Below are 14,845 nucleotides of genomic sequence, written 5' to 3' on the forward strand. Positions count from 1 at the left end.
CGTGGTGTCGAGAAATTCAGTGCCCTGTTCTGAGGCTGAGGTGTTTGGCACACGGCACCGACACCCGAATAGAAATCCGAGCCCTCTGCCGCGCTCTGCCCTGCTGCGCCCGCAACACCCGTCACCGCAACGCGGCAAGGCCTGTGTGGTGCAGCGAATGGACGCGGCCGAGCAGCGCAGCGGTTGGCGGAAAAAGGGACGCGCCGTGTCTGAGCGCAGCGAGTTGGCGCGTCCCCCGCCAACCGCGAGCAGCGCAGGGAAGTCGCGCAGCGACCCGTGTCCTTTGAGCGGAGCCACACAGTCCTTGCCGCGTTGCATCGCAACCCATGCAAGCAATGCAACGCGAGCGGCAAAAGAAAATCCTCACCGCCCAAGGTACACCTCGATCACCCGTTCATCCGCCTGCACCTGCTCCAGCGTGCCCTGGGCCAGCACCGCGCCGTCGCACAGCACGGTCACGATGTCGCTGATGGTCTTGATGAAGCTCATGTCGTGCTCCACCACCATCAGCGAATGCTTGCCCTTGAGCGTCAGGAAGAGCTCGGCCGTGCGCGCGGTTTCCTCGTCCGTCATGCCAGCCACCGGCTCATCCAGCAGCAACAGCTTGGGGTCCTGCATCAGCAGCATGCCGATTTCCAGCCACTGCTTCTGGCCGTGGCTCAGATTGCCCGCCTGCCGGTCCACGCTGTCGGCCAGGTGGATGGTGTGCAGCATGTCGGCCAGGCGGTCAGCCTGCGCGGAATCCAGCTTGAAGAAGATGGAGGACTGCACGCTCTTGTCCATCTTCAGTGCCAGCTCCAGGTTCTCGAACACCGTCAGTTGCTCGAACACCGTGGGTTTCTGGAACTTGCGCCCGATGCCCAGTTGCGCGATCTGCGGTTCGTTGTAGCGCAGCAGGTCGATGGTGGAGCCAAAAAAGACCGTGCCTTCGTCGGGCCGGGTCTTGCCCGTGATGATGTCCATCATCGTCGTCTTGCCCGCGCCATTGGGCCCGATGATGCATCGCAGCTCACCGGGGGCAATGTCGAGGCTCAGCTTGTTGATGGCCTTGAAGCCATCAAAGCTCACGCTCACATCCTCCAGGTAGAGGATGCGGCCATGCGTCACATCCACCTCGCCGGTCTTAAGCAAGCGGCCATAGCTGGCCTGCTGTCCGCCGGCTTCGGTGTTCTGGCGCGCGGCCTCACGCTGTTGTGCCTGGGCGCGTTGCGCGCCCTGTTCAAGCAGATCGGGCGTCATTCTTTGGAACTCCCCCGGAATTTTCTCCACAGGCGCTTGATCAAGCCCACGATGCCGTCGGGCAGGAACAGCGTCACCAGGATGAACAGGCCCCCCAGGAAGTACAGCCAGAACGCGGGGAAGGCCGCGGTCAGCCAGCTCTTGGCGCCATTGACCACGAACGCACCCACGATGGGACCGATCAACGTCGCGCGCCCACCCACCGCCGCCCAGATCGCGATCTCGATGCTGTTGGCCGGGCTCATCTCGCCTGGGTTGATGATGCCGACCTGCGGCACATAGAGCGCGCCCGCGATGCCGCACATCACGGCCGAGAGCGTCCAGATCGTGAGCTTGTAGCCCAGGGGGTTGTAGCCCGAGAACATCACCCGGCTTTCGGCGTCGCGGATGGCCTGCAGCACCCGGCCGAACTTGGCGTTCATCAGCCAGCGGCCAAGCAGGAAGAAGCCCAGCAGCGTCAGTCCGGTCAGCATGAACAGCGTCATGCGCATGCCCTGCCCGATCGGGATGCCCAGGATGCGCTTGAAGTCCGTGAAACCGTTGTTGCCGCCAAAACCCGTCTCGTTGCGGAAGAAGAGCAGCATGGCCGCGAAGGTCAGCGCCTGCGTGATGATGGAGAAGTACACGCCCTTGATGCGCGAGCGGAAGGCGAAATAGCCGAAGACGAAGGCGATCACGCCCGGCACCAGCACGACGAGGATGACGGTGGCGATGAAGCTGTCGCTCAGCGCCCAGTGCCAGGGGAATTCCTTCCAGTTCAGGAACACCATGAAGTCAGGCATGTCGCTCTTGTACTGGCCATCGCGCCCGATCTGGCGCATCAGGTACATGCCCATCATGTAGCCGCCGAGGGCGAAGAAGAGACCGTGGCCCAGCGAAAGAATACCGGTGTAGCCCCAGATCAGGTCCATGGCCAGCGCGCAGATGGCGTAACACATGATGCGCCCGAGCAAGGCCACCGTGTAGTTGCTCATGTGGAACACATGGCCCTCGGGCACCAGCAGGTTGAGCACGGGTGCCAGCACGAGCACGGCGATCAGGGCCGCGAGGAAGGCCGTCCAGCCGCGTCGGTTCAACAGGGGCGCGGCGGCAGGGAGGGTCAGGGGAGTCGTCGTCATGTCGGGCCGTGCCTCAGTCCACCGATCGCCCTTTGAGGGCGAAGATGCCTTGCGGTCGTTTCTGGATGAAGGCGATGATGAAGACCAGCACCATGATCTTGGCCAGCACCGCGCCCTGCCAGCCTTCGAGCAGCTTGTTCACCAGGCCCAGGCCCAGCGCGGCGTAGACCGTGCCCGCGAGCTGGCCCACGCCCCCCAGCACCACGACCATGAAGGAGTCGACGATGTAGCCCTGGCCCAGGTCCGGGCCGACATTGCCGACCTGAGACAGCGCGCAACCCGCCAGGCCCGCGACGCCCGAACCCAGCGCGAAAGCATAGGTGTCCACCCGCGCCGTGTTCACGCCCATGCAAGCGGCAATGGGACGGTTCTGCGTGACGCCCCGCACGAACAGGCCGAGCCGCGTACGACTGATCAGCAAGGCCATGCCCAGCAGCACCGCGAAGGCGAAAGCGATGATGACCAAGCGGTTGTAGGGCAGCGTGAGGTTGGACAGCACTTGCCAGCCCCCGCTCATCCAGGCCGGGTTTTCCACCGCCACGTTCTGCGCACCGAAGAGGGAACGCACGGCCTGCATCAGCACCAGGCTGATGCCCCAGGTGGCCAGCAGGGTTTCCAGCGGGCGGCCATAAAGAAAGCGGATCACGCCGCGTTCCAGCGCCGCGCCCACCAACGCGGAGGCAAGGAAGGCCACGGGCATGGCCGCGACCAGGTACCAGTCGAAGGCGCCGGGCAGGTAGCTGCGGAACAAGCCCTGCACCACATAGGTGGCGTAGGCGCCGATCATGATGAGTTCGCCGTGTGCCATGTTGATGACGCCCATCAGCCCGTAGGTGATGGCCAGCCCCAGCGCGGCCAGCAGCAGGATGCTGCCCAGGCTGATGCCGGTGAACAGCACACCCGCGCGCTCGCCCCAGGCCAGGTGGTCCTCAATGGCGCGTTGGGCGGCCTGGATGGCCGCCTTGACCCGGGCGTCTTCCTCGCTCGCGAGCTGTTGGCCCAGCAACTGCCGCGTGGCTGGCGTGCGGTACACGGCCAACGCCTGCACTGCCGCGTAGCGCTGCGCGGGCTCCGCGCTGGACAGCAGAATGGCCGCGCGCGCCAGGTTGAGCTGCTCGCGCACGGCCTCGTCCTTTTCGGCGGCCAGAGCCTTGTCGATCAGCGGCAGGCGAGATTCGTCGGGTTCGGTCGCCAGCGCCTTGGCCGCTGCCAATCGGCCACCCGCGTCCGGACCAAAGAGCTGCAGCGCGGCCAAGGCGTTGGCGATCTCGCCGCGCATGCGGTTGTTGTTGACCACGTCCTCCGCATCCTCGGGCAGGGCCACGGGCTGGCCCGTGGTCGGGTCCTCGCCTTTCCACTCGCCATTCACCTCACGCACGAGGATGACCCGGCCCTCGTGCACCTTGACCATGTCGTCGGCCAAAGCCTGCAACAGCGTGGTCACACGTGCGTCCGGCGTCTGCACCGCCTGCTGCATGGCCACGATGCGATCACTCGAATCGCCGATCACGATGGCTTGCGCCTGCTCGGGCGTGAGCGCGTGCGCCTGCGCTGCGAACAGCACGGCACATGACGAGAGCAAAAGTTTTTTCAGCATCACTGGAATCTCTAGAGTGAACGCGGCGCACCACGCTCACGCTGCAAATCCCATACAAATTGGACGCCCCCCGAAGTGGTCTACGACCACCTCCCCCCACTGGGGGGCGGCGCGACCGCTTGGGGCGGCCCGGCGCGGCGCGCCCCCCGCATGGGGAACCCGCCGCGCAAGCTGCAAGCCCAAATTACATTTTTGTCTTGCCGTCCGGCTCGTCCTTCTTGCCCTTGTTCTCGGGGATGTAGGGGCTCCAGGGTTGGGCCTTGACCGGGCCGGGCGTCTTCCACACCACGTTGAACTGGCCATCGGCTTTGACTTCGCCGATGAACACGCTCTTGTGCAGGTGGTGGTTCTTCTCGTCCATCTTGGAGGTGATGCCCGAGGGCGCCTTGAAGGTCTGACCGGCCATGGCCTTGATCACCGCATCCACGTCCGTGGTCTTGGCCTTCTCGACGGCCTGCTTCCACATGTTGATGCCGATGTAGGTCGCTTCCATCGGGTCATTGGTCAGCGGCTTGTCCTTGTGGCCGGGGATGTTCTTGGCCTTGGCGTAGGCGGCCCACTTCTTGGTGAACTCGGTGTTGGCCGGGCTCTTGATGCTCATGAAGTAGTTCCAGGCGGCCAGGTGGCCCACCAGCGGCTTGGTGTCCACGCCGCGCAGCTCTTCCTCGCCGACCGAGAAGGCGACAACCGGCACGTCCGTGGCCTTCAGGCCCGCGTTGCCCAGTTCCTTGTAGAAGGGCACGTTGGAGTCGCCGTTGATGGTCGAAACCACGGCCGTCTTCTTGCCGGCGGAAGCGAACTTCTTGATGTTGGCGATGATGGTCTGATAGTCCGAATGGCCGAAGGGGGTGTACTCCTCCATGATGTCGGCGTCCGCAATGCCCTTGCTCTTCAGGAAGGCACGCAGAATCTTGTTCGTCGTGCGCGGGTAGACGTAGTCGGTGCCCAGCAGCACGAAACGCTTGGCGGAACCGCCGTCCTTGCTCATCAGGTACTCCACGGCGGGAATGGCCTGCTGGTTCGGCGCGGCACCCGTGTAGAACACGTTCTTCGAGAGTTCCTCACCCTCGTACTGCACAGGGTAGAAAAGCAGGCCGTTCTGTTCCTCGAACACCGGCAGCACGGACTTGCGCGACACGGAGGTCCAGCAGCCGAAGACCACGGCCACCTTGTCCTGCGTCAGCAGCTGCTTGGCCTTCTCGGCGAACAGGGGCCAGTTGGAGGCCGGGTCGACCACCACGGGCTCCAGCTTCTTGCCCAACACGCCACCCTTGGCATTGATTTCGTCAATGGCCATGAGCACGGTGTCTTTCAGCACCGTCTCGGAAATGGCCATGGTGCCGGACAGGCTGTGCAGCACACCGACCTTGATGGTGTCGGCAGCCTGGGCCGACAGGCCCGTCAGGCCGAAGGTGGTCACGGCGGCGGCCGCGGCCAGCGCCTTGAGGGTGTAACGACGTTGGGTTTTCATGAGGGAGGACTCCGTTCGATGAGGGAAGGTGGGTGGGAAGAAAGCAAGGCCAATGTAAAAAAGGCGGCCCGCCACAGGAATACGCCGGACGGCGTACACCCCTCGGCGCTTGACGCGGTGGCCCCACACCCGCCGACCGGCGAGCCCCGCTGCGCAACCCTGACTCGCATCAGTCCAGGGCAAACCCCTAGCCAGACATGAAACAAAATGGTTGCGCGCGCAACCATGAGGGCGCTACAGTGCCGCAGCCGGCTCACACGGCGTCAACCAGACCAGGAGACCAGACCATGCCCACCCCCACTTCGCCCGTGATTTCCACCGCCAGCCGCCGCCTGTTCACGGCCAGCCTGGCAGCCACGCTGATGTCCGCTGGCCTGCTGGCCGCGCCCCCCGCCATGGCCCAGAGTTTCCCCAGCAAACCCATCGAATGGGTGGTGCCCTACCCGGCCGGCGGTGGCACCGACGTGCTGGCACGCACCCTGGCTGAATCCATGAGCCGCACCCTGGGACAACCCATCGTCATCAACAACAAGCCAGGCGCGGCCACCAGCATCGGCGCGGCCTACGTCGCCGAAGCCAAGGCGGACGGCTACACCCTGCTGTCGGCTGACACGGCCACGCTGGCGGCCAACCCCTTCCTCTATCGCAAGCTGCCCTATGACGCCGAAAAAAGCTTCGCGCCCATCGGCCTGACGGTGCGCTTTCCGCTGATCCTGGCCGTGAACCCGCAGGTGCCTGCCAAGGACCTGAAGGAATTCACGGCCTGGGCCAAGACCCAGCAGTCCGGAACCAACGGCGCCAACTACGGTTCGCCGGGTGCGGGCAGCCCGCACCACCTGGCCACGGCGCTCTTCGCTCAACAGACCCAGCTCACGCTCACGCACGTGCCCTACCGCGGCGCCGCGCCCGCCATCCAGGACGTGGTCGGCGGTCAGATTCCCTTCATGTTCGTGGACACCGCCGCCGGCAAGGCCTTCCTGGAGAGCGGCAAGCTCAAGCCCATCGGCGTGGCCAGCGCCCGCCGCGTGCGCGGCTTCAACACCGTGCCCACGCTGAACGAACAAGGCCTGAAAGGCTTTGAAGCCTATGCATGGCAAGGCGTGGTCGTGCCCGCCGGCACACCCGCGCCGGTGGTGGCCAAGTTGCACAAGGCCCTGCGCGACGCCTTCAACGACGACAACGTCAAGGCCCGCCTGATCGCGCTGGGTCTGGAGGCCATCGAAAGCACACCCGAGGAAATGGCCGCCTACGCCGCGGCCGAGCGCGCCAAGTGGGGCCCGGTGATCAAGGCCGCCAACATCACGGTGGAGTGAGCGTGACTCAGACCCCCGACTCCGTCCCGCTGGAACGTACTTTCACGTACCGGCTGCATCTGCTGCACAAGCTGAGTGATCTGGAGACCCAGCAGCGCTACCCTGGGACGGTCGGGCTCAGTCTGAGCGATGGCCGCTGCTTGACCGCCATCGGCCGTTTCGAGTCCTTGTCGGTCAAGGACCTGGCGCGCTACGCCAACCTGAACAAAAGTCAGGCCAGCCGTGCCGCGCAGGCCCTGGTGACGCTGGGCCTGGTCAGCAAGCGCGACAGTCAACAAGATGGACGGGGCGTCACGCTGACACTGACCGCGGCGGGCCGCAAGGCCTGCGCGCGCGCCATGCAATTGGTTCACGAACGCAACGCCGAAATCGTCGGCTGCCTCACGCCCGCCGAGCAGGCCCAGCTGAGTGATCTGCTCGACCGGCTGGTGGCGCACAACCAAGGCCCGGCGCTCGCCCGTGGCGCAGCGGACCTCAGCGAGCCGGAGGACGAAGACGCCATATCGGCGCTCTGAGCCATGCCCGAGCTGTCTACTCCATCGCCGTTCACTCTTTCCACGCCACGAGGAGCCCCTCATGAAGATATCCAAGATCCACCACGTCGCCTACCGCTGCAAGGACGCCAAGCAGACTGTGGAGTGGTACCAGAAGTACCTGAACATGGACTTCCAACTCGCCTTCGCCGAGGACCACGTGCCCTCCACCAAGGCGCATGACCCCTACATGCACATCTTCCTCGACGCGGGCGGTGGCAACGTGCTGGCCTTCTTCGAATTGCCCACGCAGCCCGAAATGGGCCGCGACGAGAACACCCCCGCCTGGGTACAGCACATTGCCTTCGAGGTGGACAGCTTGGACACCCTGGAGGAAGTGAAATCCCGCCTACAGGCCGACGGCATCGAGGTCGTGGGCATCACCGATCACACCCTGTTCAAGTCCATCTACTTCTTCGATCCCAATGGCCACCGCCTCGAACTGGCCGTGGACACCAGCACACCCGAACTGAACCGGCGCGCGGCCGAGGTGAAATGGGACATGCTCAACGAATGGGCCCAGACCAAGCGCGCCCCCAAGCACGCGGCCTGGATGCATGCGCTGGAACTGGCCGACGCGAAGTAATCCGACTAGAGCGCTCCACCCACCTGCCCTATTCCATGACCACGACACGCCATCACCGTCTGAACGAAACCCACGACCCGGCACTGCGCAGCTGGGTGTTGTCCGCGAATCCCCGTGCCGCGATCGCGGCCAGTGACACGGTCGAGGCCCAAGCCGCCACGGTGAGCGACTTTCCCATCCAGAACCTGCCTTACGCCATCTTCCGACGCAGCCAGACGGACGAGCGGTTCCGCGCCGGGGTCGGCATCGGTGATCAGGTGCTGGACCTGGCAGCGCATGCGGTCCACCAAGCACTGAAGCTGGACGCCGGCCTTGCCGCTGCACTCACGCTCTGCCGAGAAGATGCCGCACTCAACGCGCTGATGGCGCTCGGCCCCACCGCTTGGTCGAGCCTGCGATTGGCCCTCTCCCGCGGGCTGCGCCCCGAGGCCTCGCACGCAGTGCAAGCCGTTTTGCAAGCCCACCTGACACCCCAGGCCGAGGTGGAATACGCCTTGCCGGCCCACATCGGCGATTACACCGATTTCTATACCTCGGTCCACCACGCCACCAACGTCGGCAGGCTCTTCCGACCCGACAACCCGCTGCTGCCCAACTACAAATGGGTGCCGATTGGCTACCACGGACGCAGCAGCAGCATCGGCGTGTCAGGCCAGCAGTTCCATCGGCCCAGGGGCCAGTTGATGGTGCCCGGCGCCGACCCCGCCACAACGGCACCCACGCTCGCACCCACGCAGCGGCTGGACATCGAGCTGGAACTCGGCATCTTCATCGGGCAGGGCAATGCACTGGGCGAACCGGTGCCGCTGGTCGAAGCCGAGGACCATGTGTTCGGCTTGTGCCTGCTCAACGACTGGTCCGCCCGCGACATCCAGGCCTGGGAATACCAACCGCTCGGCCCTTTCCTCGCCAAGAACTTCGCGACCACGATCTCGCCCTGGATCGTGACGCTGGAAGCGCTCGCACCGTACCGCATGGCCTTCACGCGACCGGATGGAGACCCTCAACCCCTGCCCTACCTGGACAGCGCGTCCAATCGCGAAGGGGGGGCTTTTGATATCCAGCTCGAAGTGCTGATCCAGACCAGCCGCATGCGCCAGGCCGGGCAAGGCGCCCACCGCATCGTGCGCACCAGTTACCGGCATGCTTATTGGACGCTGGCGCAACTGGTCACCCACCACACCGTCGGCGGCTGCAATCTGCAGCCCGGCGATCTGTTCGGCAGCGGCACCCTGTCCGGCCCCACGCTCGACGAAGCCGGTGCGCTACTGGAATTGACCCGCGGCGGCAAGCAGCCTCTGACCCTGCCCGACGGCGAGCAGCGCACTTTTCTGCTCGACGGCGACAGCGTGACACTGCGGGGATATTGCGAGAAGCCGGGTGCAGCACGCATCGGCTTCGGGGACTGCATGGGCACGGTGCTCCCCGCGAAACCCTGAGCACCCCAACCACTGCGGCGGGCGGCCTCAGGCGAACAGCGCCTGCACGTCGATGCTGGAGCGTTGTCCGACATGGACGGCGTTGTCGCGCAGCCAGTCCCGCGCATGCTCGCGGCCTTGCGCATGGAGGTACTGCAGGAAGGGCGCGTAGGGCAGCAGCTTGCTTTCGCTGCGCGCCAGGCTTTCCAGCTCGCTGCCACCAATCATGTGAAAGCGCATCGCGCGCAGACGGCGCTCCAGCTTGGTGCTGAACAAGGAATGCGAGGGCAAGGAGGCGAACATGCGCATCTCGCGCATGAAATGGGTGTTGAATCCAAGCTCAGCGATGCGCGTCTCGATCTCGGCCGCGCTCTGCGGCATGCGGCTGCGGCGCAGTGGGTTGAGCAGCACCAGCAGCACGTCGCTGCTGCGACAGGCCTGAAACAGCGGGTAGACCGCCGGGTTGGCACTGTAGCCGCCGTCCCAGTAAGGCTCGCCCTCGATCATCACGGTGCGATGGATGCGCGGCAGGCAGGCCGAGGCCAGCAGCACGTCCACGCTCAGTTCATGCTCGCGAAAGACCCGCAAGCGCGCCGTGTTGACCTGGGTCGCGCCGATGAAGAGCTTGAAGGGCGACTTTCGGCGCAGGGCCTCGAAGTCGATCTGCGCGACCAGCAGGTCGCGCAGGGGGTTCAGGTCGAAGGGGTTGATCTGGGCCGGTGAGAACTGGCTGGCCCAACTGGCCAGCAACCGCCCCGCAGAGCCCAGGCTGACGGCTCCTTGGCTAGGACTGACGAGGCCAAAGCCCAGCGGATCCACCGTGTGGGCTGGCATCTTCTGGCCCAGCGCGGTCCAGAAACTGTGCAAGCCGCGGCGCGCCCCCGCGCGGCCACCGATGCCCTCGGCCTCGCCCTTGAGCCAGCCATCGGCCAACACCACGGCGTTCACCGCGCCCGCGCTGCTGCCGGAGAGCCCCTCGAACTCCACGGCGCCCCCCGTCCCGACTTCCACGTCGCCCTGGCCTTCGGGCTCTCCTGCGGCCAGCAGCGCATCCAGCACACCCCAGGTGTAGGCACCGTGCGCGCCACCGCCTTGCAGGGCGAGATTGAGGGCAACGGCATGGGTCATGCGATGCAGTATCTCCGATCCCGGTGCTCAACCCGCATGCCGGGCCAGATGCACCTGGTGCAGCGTGATTTTGCGCACCTCGGCCTGGCTGGTCTCGATGTGGGCACGCAGCAGCAGCACGGCCTGGTCGCCGCGCTTGCGCTGGACGGCGCGCAGGATCTTGGCGTGCTCCTCGTAGGTGGCGTCGATGCGCGCGGGCTTGGTGAAATCGAGCCGGCGGATGATGCGGATGCGCTCGGTCACGTCCCGGTGCACGCGCGCCATCTCGGCGTTGCCGGCCGCGGCCACCAGGCTGGCGTGGAACTCCTCGTCCCACTGCGCCACCTGGCGGATGTCACCGCTGCGCTGCTCGGCGGGCACCAGCCAGACGGCGTTCAGCGCCTCCAGACGGGCATGGTCCACCAGCGGGTTGTCGCCGCACAGGCGCTGCACGGCCGCCGTCTCGATGACCAGGCGCAGGTCGTAGAGCTGCTCGAATTTCTCGAAATCGAAGGGCAGCACCCGCCAGCCATTGCGAAACAGCACCTCGACCAGGCCCTCCTGCTGCAGGCGCAGCAAGGCCTCGCGGACGGGGGTGCGTGACACACCAAGGCGCTCGCTGATTTCGTTTTCGGTGAAGCGGTCACCCGGCACCAGCCTGAAATCGGCCACGTCGCGCTTGAGCTGCTCGTAAACCAGTTCGGAACGCGAAGGCGGTTGTGGCGTGCTGCGACGCCCGGGACGACGGGTGGCGGGGGTAGACGTGGGCATGAGTAGGCTCGGGGCCTACTTTAGCGCAGCCAGCAGTGCCTCGCTCCGTGCCGTCCAGCCAACGATGGCGCCCTGGGCGCGGACCATCTCCAAGGTTGCGGCCTTGAAGGCCGGGAAATAACTCTCGGTGCAGTCCTCGAGCAAGAGGTTGTCGTAACCGCGGTCATTGGCCTCGCGCATGGAAGTCTGCACGCACACCTCGGTGGTCACGCCCATGAATATCAGGTGTGACACGCCCCGCGCCTGCAGCTTTTCATGCAGGCCCGTGGCCCAGAACATGCCCTTGCCGGGTTTGTCGATCACCAGTTCGCCAGGCGCCGGCGCGAGCGCGTCGATGATCTGATTGCCCGGCTCCCCGGCGACCAGGATGCGGCCCATGGGGCCGACATCGCCGATGCGCAAACTGGGGTTACCGCGCAGTCGCTTGGCCGGTGGACAGTCCGAAAGGTCGGGCTGGTGGGCCTCGCGCGTGTGTACCACCAGGCCGCCCGCGCGCCGCCAGGCGGCGAGCACGGTGCGGCAAGCGGGCACGATGGCTGCCAGCAGCGCCACATCATTGCCCAGGGTCTCGCCGAAACCGCCGGGCTCGATGAAGTCGCGCTGCATGTCGATGAGCACAAGCGCGGTCGCGCGCGGGTCGCATTCGTAGGGAAAGGGTTGGGCATGGATGCGCATGGTCGACCTCCTTTTTTCTTTCACTGTCAGGGCATGCAGCTCATGGGGTATGCCTCACGCCGTTCTGTTCAGCCTGCGCACCCGGTTCCATCCATTCAGCTCATCCAGCTGACATGGGCCGCCACCACGCGCCAGCCTTCGGGCGTGCGCAGCCAGGTCTGGCTCTGGCGGCCCGTGCGGTCCACGCCCGGACGGCGGAATTCGACGTTGGCGGTCGCGAAGTCGCGCCCATAGCTGGTGATGGCCGTGCGCAAGATCTCGCGCGCTCCGGGTGCCGGACGCGCATTGCGAAAGGCGCGGATGGCGGTGATGCCGTACAGGTTTTCGCCGGCACCGTAGCGCAGCGTGTGCGGGCTGTCCCAGAACAGCTCGTCCAGCACGGCCGTGTCGTTGGCCCCCAGCGCGGCTTCGTAGCGCTCGAAAGCGGCCGTCACCTCGGCCAGCACCTCGGGCAGATTGATGTCCATCACAGTCGCGTCTCCTTCAGGCAGGCCACGCCCGCCTCCTGCAATACATGGGCGGCGCGCAGCGCCAGGTCTTCACGCCAAGGCGCGGCAATGATCTGCACGCCGATCGGCAGCGGACCCGCCTCGCCCCCGGGCCAGAGCGGCGCGGCCACCACCGGACAACCGGCGAAGGACACGGGTTGCGTGAGCAGACCGACCGAGGGGCGGCAAGGCAGACGCTGGCCATTGATCTCCAGCCATTCCGTGCCGAGCACGGGTGCCGCGACCGGCGTGGCCGGCGCGAGCAGCACGTCCCATCGCGTGAACAACGCGTTCACCTTGTCGCGGTAGACGCGGCGGAAGCGCTGGGCCCGCGTGGTCCAGGCGGCAGGCTGCAAGGCCCCGGCGATGAAACGGTCCACCGACAGGGGTTCGACCTCGTCGGCGCGCTGGCGCAGATGGTCCAGGTGCAGGCTGCCGCCCTCGCTGGCGGTGACGATGAAGGCCGCAGCGCGGGCCTCGGCGGCGTCGGGCCAAAGCACGACATCGCGCGAACCCAGCACCCGGGCCGCGGCCGACACGGCCGCGCGGGCGGGTGGCGTGGCCAGGTCCTCGAAGTAGCCACCCAGCACACCCACGCGCAAGCCGGCCACGCCCTGCGCCAGAGCGGGTATCACCGGCTGCACCGCGCGCGCGTGGCAAGCTGGGTCCTGCGCGTCCGGGTATTGGAGCGCGTCGTAGGACAGGGCCAATCCCTCCACCGAATCGGCGAAGGGCCCCAGGTGGTCGATGCTGTGCACAAAGGGGTAACTGCCCCGGCGCGAGAGCCGGCCAAAGGTCGGCTTGAGCCCCCAGACGCCGCAGAGCGAGGACGGCACGCGGATCGAGCCATTGGTGTCCGAACCCAGCGTGATGTTCACCTGCCCGGCCGCGATGGCCGCGCCCGAACCGCCCGAAGAGCCCCCCGCACTGCGGCTCAGGTCGTGCGGATTGCGGGTGGGGCCGTGGTGCGAATTCTCGGTGGTGAAACCGTAGGCGTATTCGTCCATGTTGAGCGCGCCGACCAGCACCGCGCCCGCGGCACGCATGCGCTGGACCAGCACGGCGTCGGCCCGCGCGGGCGGGTCATCGCGGTTGATCTTCGAGCCAGCCAGCGTCACCTCACCCTCGATGTCAAACAGGTTCTTGACCGCATAAGGCACACCGGCCAGGGGCGGTAGGGTCTCGCCACGCGCGCGCCGGGCATCGACATCGGCCGCCTCACGGCGGGCGCGCTCGAAGGTGCGGGCGGTGAAGGCGTTGACACGCGGCTCCGTCGCCTCGATGCGCGCGGTGGCCTGGGTCAGGGCCTCGGTCGCGCTGAGCTGCCCCGCCGCGATGGCGCGTGCGACTTCGGCGGCCTTCATGGCGACGGCCCTCATGTGGACGCTCCCGGCACGGGCCGCGCGGGGCAATAGAGTTCGGCCGGCTCGTCCTCGACCGACAGATCCACGCGCTCCAGCAAGGCCGCCAGCGCGGCCGTGCGCTGCAGATGCCCGGCCACGCGCGCGACGCGGGCTTCGTCCAGAGGCAGAGCCAGCAAGCGCGCCGAGGCGCGCACATAAGTCAGCATATCGTCGTCGCTCACTCCAGGGTCTCCCTCAGTCAATGGCCTGCATACGGTTGCGTGAGCGCCGCCGGCGCGACCTGGCGACCGACCAGGCCGCCCACGGCCAGCAGGGCCAACACATAAGGCAGAGCAATCAGCAAGGCGCTGGGCACCTGCACGCCCATGGCCGGCAACTGGAACTGCAAGGCCGTGGCCGCGCCGAACAGACCGCAGGCCAGCAGGGTGCGGCCCAGCTTCCAGTTGCCGAAGATCACCGCCGCGATGGCCAGGTAGCCCGCGCCGCTGGTCATGCCTTCGGTGAAGGTATGGATGTCGCCGATGGACAGGAAACAACCCGCCAGCGCCGACATGAAGCCGGTGAACAGCACCGCGCCATAGCGGATGCGTCGGACCTTCAGCCCCGAGTGGCTGGCCGCCTGCGGTGACATGCCGGCGGCGTGCACGGCCAGGCCGGCGGCGGTGGAGCGCATCACCCAGGCCACGGCCAGGACGACCAGCACCGCGGCATACAGCAACCAGGTCTGGGTGAACACATGCTCGCCGAGGTAGGGAATGTCGGCCAGCCCCGGCGGCGCCCACTTGTCCAGGCCCGGAATCTCGGCGCGAGAGCGGCTGCCGAACAGCGCGCGGTAGCCCAGCGTAGTCGCGCCGAGCACCAGGATGTTGATGCCGATGCCGGTGACGATTTGGTTGGCGCGCAGCGTGATGCTCAGAAAGGCCTGCAGCCAGGCGATGGGCAGCACGCAGAGCACGCCAAACAACAGGCCCAGCAAGGGCGAGCCGGTGAGCCAGGAGGCCGTGGCGCCCGCGAAGGCGCCCGCGAGCATCATGCCCTCCACGCTCATGTTGAGCACGCCGGCGCGCTCGCTCACATACTCACCGGTGGCGGCCAGCAGCAGGGGCGCGGCCAGGCGGATGCTGGAGCCGATGAAGACGGCGGCCAGTTCGGGATCGATCATGTG

The 14,845-nt window shown here is 66.5% G+C and carries 15 protein-coding genes; 4 read left to right on the forward strand and 11 right to left on the reverse strand.

What is annotated here, in order from left to right; genetic code table 11:
• Positions 1 to 363: 363 nt before the first annotated feature.
• The 4 genes from urtD to urtA all read right to left on the reverse strand — a co-directional run bounded on the left by urtD (position 364) and on the right by urtA (position 5,425).
• Complete coding sequence (gene urtD / locus AZ34_RS16080) at positions 364 to 1,239, reverse strand: urea ABC transporter ATP-binding protein UrtD (protein WP_035609936.1); 876 nt, start codon at positions 1,237 to 1,239, stop codon at positions 364 to 366.
• Positions 1,236 to 2,357, reverse strand: coding sequence for an urea ABC transporter permease subunit UrtC (gene urtC, locus AZ34_RS16085; protein WP_035609938.1), 1,122 nt, complete (start codon positions 2,355 to 2,357; stop codon positions 1,236 to 1,238). Before urtC ends, urtD begins: the two co-directional genes overlap by 4 nt.
• Before the next feature lie 13 nt (positions 2,358 to 2,370).
• On the reverse strand, positions 2,371 to 3,954 hold the full coding sequence (urtB, locus tag AZ34_RS16090) for an urea ABC transporter permease subunit UrtB (protein WP_035609941.1): 1,584 nt from the start codon (positions 3,952 to 3,954) through the stop codon (positions 2,371 to 2,373).
• A 184-nt stretch (positions 3,955 to 4,138) separates the two neighbouring features.
• Positions 4,139 to 5,425 (reverse strand): urea ABC transporter substrate-binding protein, encoded by a 1,287-nt coding sequence (urtA, locus tag AZ34_RS16095; protein ID WP_035609944.1) that lies wholly within the window; start codon positions 5,423 to 5,425, stop codon positions 4,139 to 4,141.
• A gap of 287 nt (positions 5,426 to 5,712) precedes the next feature.
• On the opposite strand from urtA, the gene AZ34_RS16100 reads away from it, so the two are divergent.
• From AZ34_RS16100 to fahA, 4 genes are all read left to right on the forward strand, one after another.
• Positions 5,713 to 6,738, forward strand: coding sequence for a Bug family tripartite tricarboxylate transporter substrate binding protein (locus tag AZ34_RS16100; RefSeq protein ID WP_051509959.1), 1,026 nt, complete (start codon positions 5,713 to 5,715; stop codon positions 6,736 to 6,738).
• Between the two features lie 2 nt (positions 6,739 to 6,740).
• Positions 6,741 to 7,253, forward strand: coding sequence for a MarR family winged helix-turn-helix transcriptional regulator (locus tag AZ34_RS16105; RefSeq protein ID WP_035609946.1), 513 nt, complete (start codon positions 6,741 to 6,743; stop codon positions 7,251 to 7,253).
• Between the two features lie 61 nt (positions 7,254 to 7,314).
• Entirely contained in the window at positions 7,315 to 7,857 is a 543-nt protein-coding gene (locus tag AZ34_RS16110; protein ID WP_035609949.1) for a VOC family protein, read from the forward strand.
• 35 nt (positions 7,858 to 7,892) lie between these two features.
• Positions 7,893 to 9,296 (forward strand): fumarylacetoacetase, encoded by a 1,404-nt coding sequence (gene fahA / locus AZ34_RS16115; protein ID WP_035609952.1) that lies wholly within the window; start codon positions 7,893 to 7,895, stop codon positions 9,294 to 9,296.
• A gap of 27 nt (positions 9,297 to 9,323) precedes the next feature.
• On the opposite strand, the gene AZ34_RS16120 is transcribed toward fahA, so the two are convergent.
• From AZ34_RS16120 to AZ34_RS16150, 7 genes are all read right to left on the reverse strand, one after another.
• Positions 9,324 to 10,403, reverse strand: coding sequence for a patatin-like phospholipase family protein (locus AZ34_RS16120; protein ID WP_035609955.1), 1,080 nt, complete (start codon positions 10,401 to 10,403; stop codon positions 9,324 to 9,326).
• Between the two features lie 27 nt (positions 10,404 to 10,430).
• Complete coding sequence (locus AZ34_RS16125; RefSeq protein ID WP_035609958.1) at positions 10,431 to 11,153, reverse strand: GntR family transcriptional regulator; 723 nt, start codon at positions 11,151 to 11,153, stop codon at positions 10,431 to 10,433.
• Positions 11,154 to 11,168: 15 nt separating this feature from the next.
• Positions 11,169 to 11,828: a cysteine hydrolase family protein gene (locus tag AZ34_RS16130; protein ID WP_035609961.1), complete on the reverse strand. Its 660-nt coding sequence runs from the start codon at positions 11,826 to 11,828 to the stop codon at positions 11,169 to 11,171.
• Between the two features lie 95 nt (positions 11,829 to 11,923).
• Positions 11,924 to 12,295: an oxalurate catabolism protein HpxZ gene (hpxZ, locus tag AZ34_RS16135; protein WP_035609964.1), complete on the reverse strand. Its 372-nt coding sequence runs from the start codon at positions 12,293 to 12,295 to the stop codon at positions 11,924 to 11,926.
• On the reverse strand, positions 12,295 to 13,695 hold the full coding sequence (locus AZ34_RS16140; protein ID WP_035609967.1) for an AtzE family amidohydrolase: 1,401 nt from the start codon (positions 13,693 to 13,695) through the stop codon (positions 12,295 to 12,297). Before AZ34_RS16140 ends, hpxZ begins: the two co-directional genes overlap by 1 nt.
• Complete coding sequence (locus tag AZ34_RS16145) at positions 13,692 to 13,901, reverse strand: DUF4089 domain-containing protein (RefSeq protein ID WP_035609970.1); 210 nt, start codon at positions 13,899 to 13,901, stop codon at positions 13,692 to 13,694. Before AZ34_RS16145 ends, AZ34_RS16140 begins: the two co-directional genes overlap by 4 nt.
• Positions 13,902 to 13,918: 17 nt before the next feature.
• Positions 13,919 to 14,842, reverse strand: coding sequence for an ABC transporter permease (locus AZ34_RS16150; protein ID WP_197026579.1), 924 nt, complete (start codon positions 14,840 to 14,842; stop codon positions 13,919 to 13,921).
• Positions 14,843 to 14,845: the final 3 nt, after the last annotated feature.

It is taken from the genome of Hylemonella gracilis str. Niagara R (assembly GCF_000600295.1).
Lineage (GTDB): Bacteria > Pseudomonadota > Gammaproteobacteria > Burkholderiales > Burkholderiaceae_C > Hylemonella > Hylemonella gracilis_A.